The organism is Bradyrhizobium sp. BRP22, from assembly GCF_020194175.1.
Classification (GTDB): domain Bacteria; phylum Pseudomonadota; class Alphaproteobacteria; order Rhizobiales; family Xanthobacteraceae; genus Bradyrhizobium.
Window position 1 is genome coordinate 60,390 of record NZ_JADYVX010000018.1, and the last position, 17,017, is coordinate 77,406.

Annotated in this window: 14 protein-coding genes, 1 pseudogene and 1 riboswitch; of the genes and pseudogenes, 2 read left to right on the forward strand and 13 right to left on the reverse strand. The window is 60.1% G+C overall.

The window, feature by feature from the left end; translation table 11 throughout:
• Window positions 1-11: 11 nt before the first annotated feature.
• Window positions 12-1,103 (reverse strand): hydrogenase small subunit, encoded by a 1,092-nt coding sequence (locus I6F35_RS21920; protein ID WP_346283192.1) that lies wholly within the window; start codon window positions 1,101-1,103, stop codon window positions 12-14.
• 982 nt (window positions 1,104-2,085) lie between these two features.
• Window positions 2,086-3,324 carry a hypothetical protein gene (locus I6F35_RS21925; protein WP_225119745.1) on the reverse strand — a complete coding sequence of 413 codons (1,239 nt, stop codon included), beginning with the start codon at window positions 3,322-3,324 and terminating at the stop codon, window positions 2,086-2,088.
• Between the two features lie 948 nt (window positions 3,325-4,272).
• Between I6F35_RS21925 and I6F35_RS21930 the strand changes: the two are divergent.
• Window positions 4,273-4,517: pseudogene (locus I6F35_RS21930) on the forward strand (transposase); the annotation flags it as partial.
• 581 nt (window positions 4,518-5,098) lie between these two features.
• Window positions 5,099-5,440, forward strand: coding sequence for a helix-turn-helix domain-containing protein (locus I6F35_RS21935; RefSeq protein WP_225119746.1), 342 nt, complete (start codon window positions 5,099-5,101; stop codon window positions 5,438-5,440).
• A 661-nt stretch (window positions 5,441-6,101) separates the two neighbouring features.
• On the opposite strand, the gene I6F35_RS21940 is transcribed toward I6F35_RS21935, so the two are convergent.
• The 11 genes from I6F35_RS21940 to I6F35_RS21990 form a co-directional block, all read right to left on the reverse strand.
• Window positions 6,102-7,050, reverse strand: a protein-coding gene (locus tag I6F35_RS21940; RefSeq protein WP_225119747.1) for an IS630 family transposase whose coding sequence is annotated in 2 segments (ribosomal slippage) — window positions 6,102-6,713 and window positions 6,715-7,050 — 948 coding nt in all. Because the reading frame shifts where the segments join, the coding sequence is not laid out codon by codon here.
• A gap of 248 nt (window positions 7,051-7,298) precedes the next feature.
• Window positions 7,299-8,159, reverse strand: a complete 861-nt coding sequence (istB, locus tag I6F35_RS21945) for an IS21-like element helper ATPase IstB (protein ID WP_225119748.1) — start codon at window positions 8,157-8,159, stop codon at window positions 7,299-7,301.
• On the reverse strand, window positions 8,159-8,689 hold the full coding sequence (locus I6F35_RS21950) for a hypothetical protein (protein WP_225119749.1): 531 nt from the start codon (window positions 8,687-8,689) through the stop codon (window positions 8,159-8,161). Before I6F35_RS21950 ends, istB begins: the two co-directional genes overlap by 1 nt.
• Window positions 8,610-9,452: an IS21 family transposase gene (gene istA / locus I6F35_RS21955; RefSeq protein ID WP_225119750.1), complete on the reverse strand. Its 843-nt coding sequence runs from the start codon at window positions 9,450-9,452 to the stop codon at window positions 8,610-8,612. Before istA ends, I6F35_RS21950 begins: the two co-directional genes overlap by 80 nt.
• A gap of 563 nt (window positions 9,453-10,015) precedes the next feature.
• Window positions 10,016-10,765 carry a precorrin-6A synthase (deacetylating) gene (gene cobF / locus I6F35_RS21960; protein WP_225119751.1) on the reverse strand — a complete coding sequence of 250 codons (750 nt, stop codon included), beginning with the start codon at window positions 10,763-10,765 and terminating at the stop codon, window positions 10,016-10,018.
• A 43-nt stretch (window positions 10,766-10,808) separates the two neighbouring features.
• Window positions 10,809-11,492, reverse strand: coding sequence for an energy-coupling factor ABC transporter permease (locus tag I6F35_RS21965; RefSeq protein WP_225119752.1), 684 nt, complete (start codon window positions 11,490-11,492; stop codon window positions 10,809-10,811).
• A 316-nt stretch (window positions 11,493-11,808) separates the two neighbouring features.
• Complete coding sequence (locus I6F35_RS21970; protein WP_225119753.1) at window positions 11,809-12,177, reverse strand: cobalamin biosynthesis protein; 369 nt, start codon at window positions 12,175-12,177, stop codon at window positions 11,809-11,811.
• Window positions 12,178-12,724: 547 nt separating this feature from the next.
• Window positions 12,725-13,468, reverse strand: a complete 744-nt coding sequence (locus tag I6F35_RS21975; protein ID WP_225119754.1) for a precorrin-2 C(20)-methyltransferase — start codon at window positions 13,466-13,468, stop codon at window positions 12,725-12,727.
• A gap of 2 nt (window positions 13,469-13,470) precedes the next feature.
• Complete coding sequence (locus tag I6F35_RS21980) at window positions 13,471-14,100, reverse strand: precorrin-8X methylmutase (protein WP_225119755.1); 630 nt, start codon at window positions 14,098-14,100, stop codon at window positions 13,471-13,473.
• Window positions 14,100-15,263: a precorrin-3B synthase gene (cobG, locus tag I6F35_RS21985; RefSeq protein ID WP_225119756.1), complete on the reverse strand. Its 1,164-nt coding sequence runs from the start codon at window positions 15,261-15,263 to the stop codon at window positions 14,100-14,102. The genes I6F35_RS21980 and cobG overlap by 1 nt, the downstream gene beginning before the upstream one ends.
• The gene (locus I6F35_RS21990) at window positions 15,260-15,787 is read right to left on the reverse strand and encodes a DUF1636 family protein (protein ID WP_225119757.1); all 528 of its coding nucleotides are present in this window, start codon (window positions 15,785-15,787) and stop codon (window positions 15,260-15,262) included. Before I6F35_RS21990 ends, cobG begins: the two co-directional genes overlap by 4 nt.
• A gap of 92 nt (window positions 15,788-15,879) precedes the next feature.
• Window positions 15,880-16,096: riboswitch (cobalamin riboswitch) on the reverse strand.
• Window positions 16,097-17,017 lie beyond the last annotated feature (921 nt).

Consider the following 17,017-nt stretch of genomic DNA (forward strand, 5'->3'; position numbering starts at 1 on the left):
CCTGAATGCGGTTATTCTTCTTGAGCTGGACGAACTGGTTTACGGCTCAGCCGCTTTGCGGCCGTGAGCGCCGCATGCGCGGCAATGGCTAGGCCGACTGCGCCAGCAGCGGCCATACCGACCTGATCAGCGTTCTTCTCGACCCCGAACTGTTTGATAGCCGAGAGTCGATCGTAAACTGAGCACTTGTCCCAGAACCCGTCTTCGGAACAGCCCAAGCAGCCGTGCCCGGATTGGATCGGGAAGGAGACGCCGCCGTTCCACCGAACGGCCGAACAGGCATTATAGGTGGTCGGCCCCTTGCAGCCCATCTTGTAGAGGCAATAGCCCTTGCGCGCGGACTCGTCATCCCACTCCTCGACAAACTGGCCGGCGTCGAAGTGAGGACGCCGATAGCACTTGTCGTGGATACGCTGGGAATAGAACATCTTCGGACGCCCTTGGCGGTCGAGCTCGGGAAGCTTTCCGAACGTAGTGATGAAGGTCAGCAGGGCCGTCATGACCTCGGCGATGGGCGGGCAGCCGGGCACCTTAATGATCGTTTTGTTTGTGATCACCTTGTCTATCGGCGTCGCGCGAGTCGGGTTCGGCTTAGCAGCCTGCACGCATCCCCACGACGCACAAGTGCCCCAAGCGATGATCGCCATGGCATCTTCCGCCATCGCCGTGAGCTTTTCGACGAACGGCTTGCCACCAACAATGCAGAACATGCCGCCTTCGTTCACCGGCGGATTGCCCTCAACGGCAAGCACATACTGGCCTTTGTACTTGGTGCGCGTCTCCTCGAGAATGGCTTCGGCCTGATGTCCTGCCGCCGCCATGATTGGATCGTCATAATCCAGCGAGATCATCGACAGCACTACGTCCTTGACGAGCGGATGGGCCGAGCGGATGAAGCTTTCAGAGCAGCAGGTGCATTCGAGCCCATGCATCCAGATCACGGGAACACGCGGTTTGGTCTCCAGTGCGTTCGCAATATCGCTTGCAGCGAGCGGACTGAGCCCTAGGCTCATTGCTGTCAAACTGCAGAACTTGTGGAAACTGCGACGCGTGATGCCCTGGCGTCTGATCACGCCGTAAAACGTTTCCATTGTCCCACCCACCGGCCCTTCCATACAGTCTGTTCTCGGCTACGACGAGTTGCTGACGTTCGGATAGCAAGAAGCACGCCAACACCAGAGCTGGGACACATGAAAGGTACCAAGGGCGTCTGCAGACGCCGAGCGCTTGAAGAGGGAGGAGACACGATGAAGTGGAACGAATTCAATCAGAAGCGGCAAGTAAGCTTTTCGCTGCAGCTCGGTGACTATGCGATCAGTAAGCCGCACACATCACGCAGCGCAGAACGAACATATGATGCGCTGGCAGCCGCAACGTCTGCATCACCACGTCGCTGCTCCATAATCTCAAAGGCTAACCCTGACCTCGTTTGGGCATCGCTAGGTCTTTACTCGTGGGTCTCGTTCGGCCCTTCCGCGGAGCTGCGCTTCTCCTTTCCCCTCGGAGCCAGACTGATTTCTCCAGGCTCAGAATCTCGTTGATTGTGTGAGCTGGCTCATCCCCGCCGGCAGCCGCTTGTCGTAGACGATCACTTCATATCCGCGCAACATCCCTTAGTTGCGGCGAACGTATCCAACGGCCTCATCAAAGTCTTTGAGACCGCACTTGGATTTTTGTCATGTCGAGTCGTATTCGCTTCAATCCTAGAGCAACGACCATTCACAAAGGATCCTCCTCCTAAGCCTCGCCGTTGAAGGTAGGATCGACCCGCATCCGCTTCAGCTCTGCGAGGTCCTCGCCAACAAGCTTCAATCCACCCGTAGCAACGAGCTTGGAACCAGTATGCGCATCTAGGACGTCTCCGCCAGACGTGATGTATACGTCTCCAGTATTTCGTAAATGATCCGCCACGCTCCTTCCGGGCCACACACATCACCCCCTCCGATGCGCTTCTAGGCAGATGCCACACATCGTCAGCGTCCCTTGACTCAAACCGACGAAGCATCACTTGGTCCTGAGACATCGAACGCCACCTTTGGATCCGTCTCGGATGCCTGCGCCTTTCGGCATTATTACATTTTTCACCTAGCCAAATACCGTCGGCGATGGACGCGCCGCCGTTAGCAGCCGCTGTGAAAGGACAGCCTCAAGACTTTCCGAAGCCTCAACTCCGATAGTTGGACGACCCGGTTCAACCGTGTATTTCAAAGCCGTAGTACGATGCAGGCGGGTAAACTGTTCCAGCGCACAAATACATGTAGCGCGCAGCCTTCGGATTTCACCACCACAGCGTTCGATGACGGGCGAAATGGTTGCAAACCTAGGAAAGTCCGCTTTCCCTTCCAGCCAACTTGGCGTGGGCTCCGTGTCGCTTTTGTCTGGTGACAAGCAGCGGAACACCTCGTGAATGCCTCCCTGCGGATAGTATTCGGACAACCGGTACAAATCCCTATAAAATTGCGGCTTCTGTTGAAAGAGTTCTTCGCCGACCAGGAGCACCGAGACCGCCACGATACGGGCAGAAAACCGACCGCTTGGGCCAAGCCTATTCTTGTAAGGGTTTTTCCCGTAAAACACACGAAATTGGCCGAATAGATCGGGCGACATATGTTCAAAAAATCGGGTCAGAAAATAGTGCGCTGCCTCAAGGCGCTCCAAGCATAGCGCGAGACATTGATGAGCGTCTGCGCGAGCCGCATCACGCAATTCAAGTAGAGCGGCGATTGCCAATTTTAGCTCGCTCTCGATGAGTTGATGACCCAAGCAAAAGTCTCGCTCCTCGACCCCGGCAGGGCCGAGGCAATATACGCGAGGATCGCTTTGCAGTGGGTTCGTCAGGATCGCATCTTCATAGGAGAGGACCTCAATGCTAGGCCGCCGCTGGCAGCTTAAGCGGGCGAGACGGCTCAGCGCCTCTCCCACCGTCAACTCCGCCTGCACGGCATCAAGGCGGGCAAACGCCGACATCTGATAAGCACAATTGACGAGATACTGGACGTCTGTCTTAGGGACGGCGAAGTCGGGATCCGGCAGGTTCAGCAGCTGTCCATCATAGTCAGCCGATGCAATCATCGCATTAATGCTCCGTCCAAGAGCCTTGACTGCTTCATCTGGCCGTTCACTGCATTTGATCTCAGCAATGCAGTGCGGCAATTGATCGGTCACAAAATTGCTAACAAGCCCAAGCGGGCGTCTCCGTTGCCCACGATCGAAGCTACCGGAGAGATGAGAAAATGTCTGCAGAGCCCGATAGCGCGGCTGTTCCGAAGAAGGCGCGCTGCGCGCCCTATCAATTCCTTGTTGATCGTTACTGAAGCGGACCATTTCGAACAGCGAGCTGCATTACTTGCCAATCCATGCAGATCAGATCCCACCTCGCGGTGCGCTCGGTGGGACGGGCGGAACGAACACAGACCGTCGAGGAGAGGCAGGTGTCTTGGCCAGTGGGAATATTCTTTGCGAAACCAGAGACCGCACTCCACATTACAGAGATTAAGGCGCTGATTTGCTTGAATCGAGCAAGTCTCATTTAGACTCCTGCGCGCCGACGACTGTGCATCCCATGGTCATACGAATCCTTTTCCGTGTCCCAGCAATCGACATGCCACCAAGTACGTTCGTGGGCCATGCTGGGAGATTGAAAACCATGTGCTTTGCGCCGTATGAAGGGAATATTTGCGCCATAACGTCGGCTCCCGGACATACGCGTTCTCAACCGGACACGGCCGCGAGCGACAACCCGGAGCATCGAGTGACCCCGGTCGTCTCTCGACAAGCCCAATTCTAAGCTGATTGGACAATATTCCAGTTACTCTTGGACGGGAGCCAACCACCGAACCTTTGAGCCCAAGCCCTACGTCTCCTATGCCGTGGCATACGGCACCAATCGCCTGACTTGCCAACGCGTGCTGGTGAACGAGCATTTGGGGGCACAAGCGCACCATACGATGGACTTTCCGGAACCCCATGGCAGTTCGCGAACGTGGTCTTTGGACAGCAGGCCGCGCTTAAATGCATGTGTCCTCGGCGATTCGCGAAGTCAGCGGCCAAGTCGAGATCGAGCGGCGTACAAAAGGGTTCGAAGGGATAGGTCGTGATAGCGGGAGTAGATTGGCGCTTGTCGCATTTGTGACACCACAGAGCCTTGTCCGATTGAAGACACGTCCCAATTATTCGCTGTTTGAGGCTGATTCAGCACCTTACGTGTTAAGCACGTCTCTGGCACAGCGGTTGCTATTATGCAGCGATAGCGAGTGAGACCTGAGTGCAGTCAACGGCGTCACACTGGACTTCTCGCGGCCCGGCAAGCCGACTGACAATGCCTTCATCGAGGCCTTCAATGGTCGCTTCCGGGCCGAATGCCTCAACGCCCATTGGTTCCTATCCCTTGCGGACGCCCAGGAAAAGGTGGAGGATTAGCGCAGATAGTACAATGAAGAGCGCCCCCATGGGGCGATCGGCAATCGACCGCCGATTTTGCTGCAGAACCACTTGGCGCAACCAACCCGCCAACGTGATGAGAGGCGAAAAACTCTCGTTCTGAGTGGTCCAAACTTCGGTCTAGCAGCAAAAATACCGAGACTCTAACCGCCGTTGGATGAAAGCGGTAGCAGGTCAGGTCAATTATACTGCTGTCAGGGAAATGGGTGATGCGAGCGCAATGTGCGCACCGCCGAGGACGGTCACGCCGTTATGAGCATGCTAGCGAGCACGGCGAAACATGTCGGCAAGCATACGAACAACGTCGCAGGTGGAATAGGAATAGCGCCATAGAGCCATCTCAAAGTCCCGAATGTCAAAGTCCCGAAGGCTCGCTCGCGTCTCCTCAACGCAAGTTATGATCTCGTTCGCTAGGTCGGAAACACTACGTCCAATGCTACAACTTCACGCTACGTGCGATTCAAGTCTGTTTTGAGGGTCATGCGCACAAAATGTACGAACTCTGCGCTGACCCCTCTGGTCTTCATTTTGTCCTGTAGACATCCGCATGACTTTCGTATTTGAAATCTGAGCTTCAGGTGGCCCTCAGTTTCACCCATGCGCCTCAACTCAGGGCATCATCAGCACGGATATCGTTGCCGAGCCTTTAGAAAGAAAGATGAAGAAGCACTCTCACGACGAGATCTTGTTCAAGCTTGCCCGAGCAAACGAGCTTGCCCGTGCGGGCAATTCTCAGGTGGAGATTTGCAAAGCACTGGGCGTCAGTGTCATGACCCTTCATCGTTGGCGGAAAATGCCCTTGCATCAGAGTGATGCAACGCTCGCTCAATGTCGCACACCTGAGAATAGCATGTCAGCCGAGGCGCGAACAATCGATGACATGCGGGGTGTGTTAGAGGACCTTACGCTTGAAAACCAACGCTTTCGGAAGATCGTTGCGGATCTCTTGTTGGAGAAGACGAGGCTGGAAGAAGCTTTAGCTGCAGCCGTCCGGGCTTGATCGGGCGCGCGTCTGAAATTCTGCCACCTCTGCGGCCATGGAAGCCTCGACGGCTAGTATTCTTTTTGGTCCGTTACGGTAACGATACGCTGATCGGAATGAAGGTCGAACTCTTCTGGATCGTTGTGCTAGCAACGACCAGCTTGGCTCTCACATTGTACGGCGCCGGGGCCTCAGCGCTGGAGAGTAATACTGTCGGACTTTGGAATAATGGATCCCATGAGTTTGCCAGGACCGATCGCAATTGCGGAGAGCTCCACCTGACGCGCTGTGTTTCACCCAGTAGCAGACGGCATTGGCTACCGGACTTGAGGAACTCGAATTCGCCAACTAGGTTTTCGATGTGACGAAACACCAACTGGGCTAAGCGCGGTTCAATTTAGCCCCGCTGCCTCCAGCAGGTTCTGCCGCTGTGATCTACAACGCGAATGGTCGCTTTAACGGTGACTCGCCTAATTGTAGTTTTCTCACCCAGCGCTCATGCGCGCTTGAAGCGTGGTCTGAGGAATCGTTTTGTCGAAAACATGATGCCAAGGTCTTGCTCGAAGTCTCCGGAGATCTCCCGACCTCTTGCGTTTTCTGCACCGCCGACGCATATACGTAGTGCGGTAGCGCGATGCGCTATCGCTGCCCTCCTTAGGCGTTTCCTCCCTAGAGCGTTTCACGTTTTGATGGAAGCATATCCTGCGTTGGCGAAGTAGTTGCTGCATTCGGTAGGCTGCATCGAGGTGACGAGGTCGCCGATGTGTCGCCAAATGTCTTCGAGGGTGCGCTTCTGCGCGATGCGCATCCAGTGCTTGATCTTGGCGAAGGTCTGTTCGATCGGATTGAGGTCGGGTGAGTAAGGCGGCAGATACCAGAGTCTGGCGCCGGCGCCGCGGATGATGCGGCGCAGAGCAGCCGACTTGTGGCTGCCGAGATTGTCCATGATCACGATGTCGCCCGGCTTGAGAACTGGAACGAGCTGCTGTTCGACATAAGCCCGGAAGCATTCGCCGTTGATCGGCCCGTCGAAGACGCAGGGAGCGACGAGGCTGTCAGAGCGCAAGGCGCCGAGAAGGGTCAGCGTCCGCCAATGGCCGTGGGGTGCAAAGCCTCGCACCCGTTCGCCCTTCGGCCCCCATCCGCGCAACGGGGCCATGCTGGTCTTGATCCAGGTCTCATCGATGAAGACCAGGCGCTGAGGATCGAGGCTCGCCTGCCACGACTGCCAGCGACGGCGCCGGCGCGCGACGTCCGCGCGGGCCTGCTCAAGGGCGAACAGCGTTTTTTTTGAACCGCAGGCCTTCGCGCCGCAGGAACGTCCAGACTGCATTGTGCGAGACCTCGACCCCACGGGCAGCAAGTTCATCCTTCAGCTTGTGCAGCGTCAGATGCGGCGTTTGGCTGATCCGCTCCTTGATGAAGGCGCGATGCGGTTCCAGCACCGGCTTGCGGTATCCGCCGATCTTGCCGGGCGCCACTGAACCAGTCGCACGATAGCGCTGTGACCACTTCACCACCGAGGACACCGCCACGCCAAATCGCGTAGCAACCGCCCGGCAGCTCTCGCCCCCATTCACAGCTGCAACAACACGTTCACGCAGATCGTTGGAAAGTGGTCGGCTCATCGGATGCTGGCCCCCAGACCCAGCCAACATCTTGAATCACAAACCGCCCCGCAGGGGAATCCCTAACGATTCAACCTAGCCATGAACCGCTCTAGACTTAGGCCGCTTGTTCACTACAAGCGGCCTCTTTTCTCGTTCGCCGCTGTGGCGACACCCCGGCTATTCCGGTGGTTGCGCAACTCCATATTGTCAAACGCCATCCGGAACTGCCCCCTTTGCGTCATGAAGAACTGCCCCCACCATCTGGGTTATGATCTCGGTTGAAGGTTGTTTCCGCCGGTGACGGGCCGGAGGGAGGCGGAGCCGACCGGAGGGCCGTCACCGGCGGGCGGCGGCTGGATGAGGCCGCTCTTGCGCTTGGCGCGGAGCCGGTAACTGTCGCCGCGGATCGTCAGCACGTGGCTGTGGTGCAAAAGCCGGTCGACGATCGCGGTGGCGACCACGGGATCGGCGAACACGGTGCCCCATTCGGCAACACTGCGGTTTGAGGTAATCAGCATGGCGCCGGTTTCGTAGCGCCGGCTGACCAGTTGGAAGAACAGATGTGCCGCGTCAGGTTCCAGCGGCAGGTAGCCGAGCTCGTCGACGATCAGTAGCTTTGGCTTCGACAGCGCGAGCAGTTTCTCGTCCAGGCGTCGCTCGCCGTGCGCCTTGGCGAGGCCAGCGACCAGCGTCGTCGCCGTGGTGAACTGCACCGTATACCCGGCCAGGATTGCCTCTCCCCCGAGTGCAATGGATAGGTGCGTCTTGCCGACGCCCGGCGGGCCAAGCAGCAGCACGTTCTCTCCGTTGGCGATCCAACGTGACGCGGCAAGATCACGGATCTGCTTCGGATCGATGGACGGCTGCGCCTCGAAGTCGAAGCCAGCAAGCTCCTTCACGGCCGGGAAGTGTGCGAGCTTCAGCGCCATCTCGATACGGCGATGATCCTTGCGTGCGATCTCGCGTTCGCACAGCAGGATCAGCGTCTCACGTGCCGACAGGTTTGCGCGCGCCGCTTCGTCGAGCAGGCTGTCGAGCTGATCGCGGATGCCGGAGAGCTGCAATCGCGCCAGCATGGCATCGAGCGGATCGGTTGTTGCTTCAATGAGCTTCTTTGCCCGCACCATCAGAAGCTTTCTCCGATCACGGCTTCGTATTCGGCAAGAGGACGTAGCAGCGACGGCGGTGGAGATGGCGCCAGCACCGCCGCCGCGATCTCCGCCCGGCGGACCGCGCCATTGCGCCCGGCAACACCATCGAGATGAGCGGAGTCGACGATCCGCAGCCGGCGCCCGTCCGATTGCTTGTGGACCGCAACCTGGTGCAATCCATGGCGGATCCGCACTTCGCCGGCCGCGATCGTCACCGCCACGCGCTCGCCAATAAGGCGCCACGGCACCGAGTAGCTGTTCGTGTCGATCTCGACGGCGCAATCATTGCCGACGACGCGGGTCAGTTCACGCAAGGATCCGAACGACGGCTGCCCGCCGAGCGGTTTCAACCGATGTATCTCGTCACGCGCGAAGCGGATGATCGGCGCCTCGCCGGTCGTGCCGTGGATACGAACGTTCGCAACCTCACGCTCCCACCTGTCGAGATGCGCCTCGAATGCTTCCCAGCTTGGGAAGGAATGCCCCGCGATCGCGTTCTTCTTCACGTATCCGACGCCGTTCTGCCTTCGTGCGGGCCCGATATGGCGCGCACGCGCGAGGACGGAAGCCCCAATGTTTTGCGAAGGCAATCAGCTTGTCGTTAAACTGAACCGATCGGCTCACTGCGTCGTGGCGCACCACGAGCGCCCGGGGATTGTCCATCAGCACTTCCTCCGGCACGCCGCCGAAGGTTGTGAATGCGCTCTCGAGCCCGGCGAACCAGTGCTCCTGCCTCTCGGCCCGGAACGCACGCACATGGAGCCGTCGCGAGTGTCCGAGCGTTGCTACAAAAACAAATGCCTTGATCTTCGCCCCTCCGATATCGACCAAACGCTCCCCGAAGTCGATCTGCAGCTGCCGGCCCGGCGGTGTCTCAAACCGCATCGTCGCCAGCGCCTCCGCCTCCGCCTTCAGCGCCTGGCGATAGGGCTGCACGGCGCGTTGCAGCGTTCGCCGGCTGACCGCCACGCCTTTTTCGGCCAAAAGGTCCTGGCGCACCACGTCGGAATTGCCGCGATGCCGAATGAGCCAATCCTCAAGACCGTCGAGACGCTTCGGCCGCTCAGGCGACTTGAACGGCTTCACCCCGCCCGCCGCCACGTAGTTCTTTACCGTGTGATGGCTGCAGCCCAGCTGCTGCGCAATCCGCTTCAGACCCCACCCGCACGCTCTCAGGCGCAACATCTCCGCCACGTCATCCGGCGTCTTCATCACTTGCCCCCGTGGATCACTCCACGGAGAGCCTTCAGTGATTCGTTCCTGCTTCATTCACTCTCTCCTCAGCTATCCGAGGAGGGGCAATTCCTCGTGACGCTGAGGGGGCAGTTTTCCATGGCGCGCGACATCCATATCACCGTCGTTTTCCCTCACGGCCAGGCTACGGGCTGATCCGGTCGCGCCTCGCCACGTAACTTTTCCAGTCGAGGTTCCGCAACGAAATCTCGGAAACACTTGCGCGTACATCTCGCCGTCGCTTGTCACGCCATCCTCGCACCCCACTTTGATGCAAGCTGCAAAGCAAAACTTGGAAGACGTCGCTCTCCAGCGGTTTGCCGATGTCGCACACGTCTCAGGTCCGGCCTATGACAACTCTGTCCGTGCCTGTCACGGTATGACGTACCCAGACGCTTGTCCGTTTGTTGGAAACCGGCCAGCTCGACCGCGAGGCTTTCGAGAGGCCCAGCGAGGCGGGCGGCTTTGCGAGCTCAGCTCGCGAGCCAGAGCCGCTTCGTGATCAACGTCGATATGGGTGGCGCTCCTAGCAGACCCAGTGGGATGGCATGTTGTCCTGCCGTTGTCGTTGGGGACGAGCGAACCTGCGCCCCAGAGCGCTAGGATAGGCGCTTTAAAATATAGCTATCCATGATCCAGCCGTGCTTGACCCGGGCTTTCTGTCGCGCGGCGATGATGCTTGACCCGATCTCTGCAAGGGCCCCCGCCATGGTGATCTCCTGGGGCATGCCGAGATACGCGCCCCACCAGATATGTAATCCGGCCGGGTCAAGACATTGGAACGCGGCGCCGCCATCGAGCATGACGACCACGCTATCCACACCGGATGGCCAACCACCTTGACGCAGCCGCCGACCGGTGGTGACGAGAAAAGGCTCCCCAACGTCATTCAGCGGCAGTGAATGCGCTGCGCAGAGCGCCTGGATTGACGTGATGCCCGGGACGACCTCAATGACCGGCAACGGATCGAGTCTTCGAGCGATCCGCAAGCTCGAGTCGTATAGCAACGGATCGCCCCAGATTAGCAGCGCAACTCGTCCATCAGGACCGAGATGGTCCGCAATCGCCTGCGACCAGGTCGCAGCGACGAGGTCGTGCCATTCGTCCACTCCCGTGCGGTAGTCCTCCTGCCCCGTGTCACGCACGGGCAGATCGAACTCGACAATGCGCGTGCGCTCGTTCGTCAGCGCCTTCGCGCACACGTTCCGGCGCAGGTCGGCGAGATCGGACTTCGCCGTGCCCTTGCGCGGAATCAGCACAAGGTTGGCGGCGTTGATGGCGCGGATCGCAGCGAGTGTAAGCTGCTCTGGATCGCCGCAACCGATACCTATCAGGGAGAGTGTCAGCATCAGATTCTACGCAAGGGGCGGCCCGACTTGCCACCGCCTTGAGTCACGTTGAGGCGGCATTGTGAAGGCGATGGGTAACCACGCCATCGGCCGTCGCACCTCGCAGGATCTTCGCCAGGGCCAGCACGGCGAGATCGGCCAGCGGTTCGATCACGATGACCAGCACATAGGAGGCGGCGAATGACGCAATAGCGATGAGATTCTCGGCCCCAAAGCCTGCGCCGTACAGCGCCCAGAACGCGACCCACCCCACGATTCCGGATTGATAGGCGGTCGAAAGCGCCAGCGCCTGGCGATATTGCAAATCAACGTAAGTGGTGTTGCCCGGAATGATGCGGCCGGCCAGCATGCGGATCGCAAACAGGGGCACCAGGAGCGTCGTCACATTCATGCCAAACTGGGGCAAGTCTGTCGGCACGAAGAACAGCCCCTGTAGCAGCAGCCCAAGCGCCAGACCGAACGCGGCCGGCGCTGCGCCGAACAGGAGAAAGAGCGTCGAGCCAAGAATGAAATGTACCTCCGAGATCTCGACGCGGAAATGCGGCAGGAGCTCGAAGAACGAGAAGACCAAGACCGTTGCCGCGGCGCTGCGCACCGCCAGCGATATAATCCCCTGCTCGCGCACGGTTTCAGCGGCTAGCTTGATGGCGTAGCCCGCGGCGACGGCACTGGTCGCATAGCTCAACACGAGCTTGGCGCCCGTAACGATTCCTGGTTCGATATGCATGATCTGCGTCCCTTCTGCCGTCACATCCGACGGCTTTGGCGCCAAGGCTGCAAGGCCGTCCTCATCGCTCCTGGTTCGAAGGGTCTCCGGCCGCCCCCGACCTCACGGCCCAGTCGCGGATCGGAGCCCTTACCCGCTTAGTTGAGGCGGCCGGAGCTTCGACTATGCTCCGGCGCTTTTCGCCGCTGTGTGCACTTTTCGCCCAGGACACGTCAAGGGTCTCGCATTGGCGAGCGATGACGTATCGCTGATGTTGACCGCCAGCCACAAAAAGGAATCCGCCTCATTGCGGTCCGAACTTGCGCCCAATGCACCATCATTCGCCGTCTCCTTCCGCTATCGCAGCCGCCGCCGTTCGATCCTGCGAAATAGCCCGTCTCGAAACAAGGCGGGCGCCACGGCCCGCCACGGCCAACGCCACCGCTTCGGCGATCGAACCGGTGCCAAACTTCGCCTTGATGAATTCGGATTGTGTGGATGTGGCAATCCCGGCCACTAACTCCACCGGCCTGGCTATGATCGGCACGTTAAGTTCTCGCGCGAGCAATTTGAGCGAGACCGTTTCAGCTTTGTCGCTGACCGTTGCAACCGCTGCCAGACCGTCGGGACCGCCAGCGGTGGCGAGCGCTTCGCGCAGTGCAGCCACCGTGACGTTCCGCTTGAATCCCAGACCTGCGACCTTCATTTCACTGCAGTCCATTGCACGAAGGCACCCGCACCAGGGTCGGCGGTGTAGCTGACGGTGGGGTCTTGGGCTGCGGGTTCGCTCGGGCCGCCAACTGAGTGAGCCTCCACAACTGTGAGTCGCCCCAGCCGCGGCTTGTAAAGCAAGCTGCCAGATGGCGGATCGCTTTGACTGATTACGCGGGAATCGCGGCCGAGCGGCTCTCCGCTGTGCGCCGCCGTTGCCAGCCGCGCTGTCACGTCGGGCAGAACGCGAGTTGCAAGCGCCCGGCATTGCGACGAGGATTCGAACGGTTCGAATACAGCCAATGCCATGGGGAGAACGCTCGCGCCGCCGGAAGAAATGATGACAACGCGGCGTCGTTTTGATGCCAATCGCAAGACATCACCGATGCATGCAACTCCACACGATCGTACGCTGGCTGCAGCGTCAATAATTCCCGCAGGTGCACGCGTGCAACGTATGGCGCCTAGCCCACAATGTCGGCCCCGGCGGAGATTTCCGGCCTGACCCGCGCCTCCTTGCTTGGCCCAAAGTCCCGCGACGCTCAAGCTGATGGACATTCGATGACCTCCATCCGGCGTCCTTGCCCATGGACGAGCACGATCGCGAAATAGGGACACTCGGCCTCATCCATGTGCTTCAGCCGCGCGACGCGCTCGCCTGACGTAGTGCCACGTTCGATCAGCCATGCCTCGTCGAGGCGGCCAGCGGCGCAAAGGGCGCGTCGCACCTTCTTCAGATTGCGCCCGGTCTTCATAATGACGAGCGCATCGGAATTGCGCGCGCGTCGCTCGAGTTCATCCTCCGGTAGTGTGCCCATCAGCACCGTCATCACATCGTCGCCAAGCGCGATCGGCAGACCAACCGAATTCCAGCAGCCCGTCATGCCGGGAACGCCTGCGATCACCTCGATCTCGACTCGCCCCTCTAAGCGCGCGTGGAGGTGCATGAAGGAGCCGTAGAAATAGGGGTCGCCCTCGCAGAGCACGACGATATCAACTGCGCGCGTAAGACGCGCAAGACGCTCCGCCCACTCGTGGTAAAAGGTCGAGAGCAGTCGAGCATATTCGGGACTGTCGAAAGGAAGCTCGGTGGTGACCGGATATTCCATCGGATACTCGCAGACATCCTCTGCCAACAGCCCATCAACGATGCGTCGTGCCTGGCCGGGCCGTCCCCTCTTCCGGAAATAGGCGACATGCTTGGCGCCGCGAACCTCGCGATAGGCACGCACGGTCATCAGATTTGGGTCGCCTGGCCCAAGGCCGCAACAGATGATGCGCCCCATAGCTATTCGCTCCGGCTCGCCAACGCATTCACAGCGGCAACCGTGATCGCCGAGCCGCCAAGGCGTCCCTCGACCGTCAGCGCTGGCGCGGGCGGATCGGCAATCAAAGCGGCCTTGGCTTCGGCCGCGCCGACAAAGCCGACTGGGCAACCGATGATCGCTGCAGGTCTCGGAAAGTTGCGATCTTCCAGCATGTTAAGCAGGTGAAACAACGCGGTCGGCGCGTTGCCGATGGCGACGATCGCCCCATCCAGATGCGGCCGCCAGAGCTCAAGCGCTGCGGCCGAGCGGGTGTTGCCCATAGATTGGGCGAGCGTGGAGACCGCAGGATCGTCGAGCGTGCAGATGATGGCGTTCCCGGCCGGCAGGCGCGCGCGCGTGATCCCCTCTGACACCATGCGTGCGTCGCAGAGAATGGCCGCTCCGTTCTGCAGCGCGGCCCGTCCGATGCGCACCATGCCAGGCGTGAACCGGATATGCGCTTCGAGACCCACCATGCCAGCTGCATGAATCATCCGCACGACCACCCCGTTCTCGTCGGCCGAGAAGCGCTCGAGGTTCGCCTCGGCGCGGATGGCGGCGAAGGACTGACGGTAGATCGCTGCCGGGTTGGTTTCATAGACGTGCGGCATTAACGCTCTCGAGTTAGAACGGAATGATCTGTGATCATATGACCGGCGCTCAGCCCACGTAAGGTTGGCGCATCGTGGGTCGAGCCGCCGCGGACGAGATCAAATCCCTCCGTGGTCGCAACAAGCGTAAGCGCGGCAGGCGGCGAATGGGCACAGCCTTTGGCACAGCCGGAAACGTGAAGCCTTTCGCCCGCGGTGATATGCGGCGCCAGTGCCGCGGCGAGTGCGCGCGTATCGGCATGCGCCGCGCCGCAGGCGGGCGCGCCACTGCAGGCGACCACGCGCAAGATCGGATCGGCGGCTTGCGTGATCAACCCTTCGCATTGGGGCATTTCGCGCAGCCCTTCCGCCAGGATCATCCGCCACGGCGTCATTCGCAGCCCTTGCGCGCATCCGGCAAGGTGGGCGAGTGCAGCATGTGTTAACTGCCCGAAAGCCGCACCGAACATCGCGCCTTGCGGATAAAGTCCTGGACGCGGCGCCGCGGTCCTGCAAGCCGGCTCGAGCTGGCCACGGAACGCGGGCGGCAGGTCTGCGCCAGCCCGGATATGCGCTGCCATCCGCCCTCGCCCGCTCTTGGCCCCGCCGGAGTTGACGAACCACTCGGCAAGCGCGAGCGCAACCTTCACGGCTTCACCCGGCGCGACGGGACAACCATGCTCCACGCCATCAGCGCGGACGATCAGCTCTCCGGCGATGCCGCGCTCGATGCGGATATCGGCGGAGGCGCCGGCCAGTGCACGCTGTGTCCCGCAATCAACGGCGAAGCCGAATTTGGTCGGCAAGCTCGCCGGCCCGATCACAAGCCTCTGTTCAAGATCTGCAGCCAGAACACAGCTATCGTCGCTTGCGCTCCGGAAGGGCGTGACAAGGACGTTGCGCCGCGCTTCCGACCCCGGATCGGGATCGAGCAAGTGGAGCCGCGAAAGTTCCTCGATCACCAACTGATGACCTTCTTCGCTGACCCCCCTGATTTGCAGGTTTGCCCGGTTGGTCAGATCAATCAAGCCATTGCCGTAACGCTCGGCCAGCGCAGCGATCCCTGCCGCCTGCTTCGCATCGAGCCTACCACCATGCGGCCGGATGCGAACCAAGAGTCCATCCCCTGAGCACATCGGCCGCAAGGCGCCGGGGCACCAACCCTTGATCACAACGGCGCTCATGAGGCCTCACGCAGCGCGGCCGCTACCGAATTGCGCCACGGGCTCCAGAGCGAAACTTCTTCATGCAAGCGGGTGAGCCAGGCTTCGATTACCCCCCACGCTGTCGGATTCTCGCGCGCCATCAAGGTTGCCACCTTGTCCTCGACAACCATGCGGCTGATCCGGGTGCGGGGGGTCGAGCTGACAAATACGGGCGAGCGCTTGCCCGCCGAATATCTCCTGCCGGCTGCGCCATGGCAGCATATCAAACGGCGCCGCCACGGAGGCCGTACTGACGGCAACAACATCCGCGCATTTGTGTCCGACAGGCGTCCGTAGAGGCAGGGCCAGCGTGCCGCTGCGCTCGGCGCAATCGAGCAGCCCTGACTGCAGATGGACAGAGTCTCGATCGGCTTGAGGTTGACGCCTTCCGCTACGCCAGTCTTGAAGATAGCGCTGTGCAGATACGCGCCTGGCGCGGCTTCACGCCCAGTTAAGGTTTGGTCCGGAGGGCAGGTGATACAGAAATGAAGCGTTATGGTCATCGCCCCTTCTCAAAAAATATGGCGGGGGCGATGAGGTGCACGAACCAGTGACGCACGGGCTCGCTCCCTGTCGCGGAACACCCCGTCCGCCGGTGGTCAGTCGGTGCATTGGCAGGTCTCCCGGCTTGCGGAGCAGGTTTTCCCTTCGATCTTCGCCTTCCCGAGCCGTAAGGGGGCCAGTGGCAATTGAAGATCTCTCCGGTCACGGTCGCGGGGGCGGCTGCACTCAGGCTCAAGCTTACTAACCAGAACCTGTCGCATTCCCTCTTCGCCTGTCGTAGGACAGGAACCAATACCGCCCCACCATTTGCCTAAGCGTACAACTTGTCAACCCAAGGAACGGGTACATGACGTCCGAACGTGGTGCTGCTGCGGAATAAACGGTGATCTCCGAAACCTAGATGCCCGCCATGTAGCTGCCAAAAGCGACGAGATAGGACATCATCCTCCAACCGGCACCGGCAAGGGAATGCCTTTTTCGGTCTTCGGCTTGCGTCACGCGGTACATCGCGGGAAGCAACTAATACGATGGGCCGTTCTGATTTGGCGATCGGAGTGCGCGAGGACGCCACCAATCCAATCCGACCTCTTGCTCAAGGAGTTGATTTCGCTATCGATCGCGAGCCATCGGGGAAGCGCCCTGGCACCGGTTGCGACGAGCCTTGATCCGGCGCGCCAAGCGCACCACGCCTGGCCGGCGGATGGAGCAGCGGCCTAGCGCTGCTGCAGATGCAAGGGGTCCTCGCATACTCGTTACAAAAAAAGCCCGGCCCCCTTTTCGGCGGCCGGGTGGGAAGTCAGTCTCGGAGGAGCGACGCTGCTACTCATCGCACCAGCTTCCGTCGGCAGAGGGAGGGTACCGACGGTTCATTTACGGCGAGGGCATTCGCCGCTAAATTTGACCGCGGGAAGGCTAATATCCGCTCCAAATGAACGTCGGGTTCGCTTCCTGGTGCTCGATCGAAAACAACCAAGGAATTCGGCCCAAACGCTCGTCTGCAACAGCTCGATAACGGCTCAGTTTTCCCTTTTGCAGTCTTAGTCGTTCCTTAAAGATCATGCTTCTGCGATGAAGCTCGCGAAAACGATGTTGGTCAATCCTCATCCGCCAACTGATCCTGATCCAGCACAGAAACGACGTCGAGTGTCTATGCCATTTGCACCAGACTACTAGGGACTTCTGCATCTTCCACATGGGTTTGACTTAGACAACGTTCGATCCTGTTGGCC

Excerpts from the sequence above, each read along its gene's own strand:
- I6F35_RS21975 (WP_225119754.1), bottom strand. The coding sequence starts at position 13,468 with ATGGGGCGCATCATCTGTTGCGGCCTTGGGCCAGGCGACCCAAATCTG.
- istA (WP_225119750.1), bottom strand. The coding sequence starts at position 9,452 with ATGAAGCAGGAACGAATCACTGAAGGCTCTCCGTGGAGTGATCCACGG.
- I6F35_RS21990 (WP_225119757.1), bottom strand. The coding sequence starts at position 15,787 with ATGACCATAACGCTTCATTTCTGTATCACCTGCCCTCCGGACCAAACC.
- I6F35_RS21965 (WP_225119752.1), bottom strand. The coding sequence starts at position 11,492 with ATGCATATCGAACCAGGAATCGTTACGGGCGCCAAGCTCGTGTTGAGC.
- istB (WP_225119748.1), bottom strand. The coding sequence starts at position 8,159 with ATGGTGCGGGCAAAGAAGCTCATTGAAGCAACAACCGATCCGCTCGAT.
- cobF (WP_225119751.1), bottom strand. The coding sequence starts at position 10,765 with ATGCTGACACTCTCCCTGATAGGTATCGGTTGCGGCGATCCAGAGCAG.
- I6F35_RS21970 (WP_225119753.1), bottom strand. The coding sequence starts at position 12,177 with ATGAAGGTCGCAGGTCTGGGATTCAAGCGGAACGTCACGGTGGCTGCA.
- cobG (WP_225119756.1), bottom strand. The coding sequence starts at position 15,263 with ATGAGCGCCGTTGTGATCAAGGGTTGGTGCCCCGGCGCCTTGCGGCCG.
- I6F35_RS21980 (WP_225119755.1), bottom strand. The coding sequence starts at position 14,100 with ATGCCGCACGTCTATGAAACCAACCCGGCAGCGATCTACCGTCAGTCC.
- I6F35_RS21935 (WP_225119746.1), top strand. The coding sequence starts at position 5,099 with ATGAAGAAGCACTCTCACGACGAGATCTTGTTCAAGCTTGCCCGAGCA.
- I6F35_RS21925 (WP_225119745.1), bottom strand. The coding sequence starts at position 3,324 with ATGGTCCGCTTCAGTAACGATCAACAAGGAATTGATAGGGCGCGCAGC.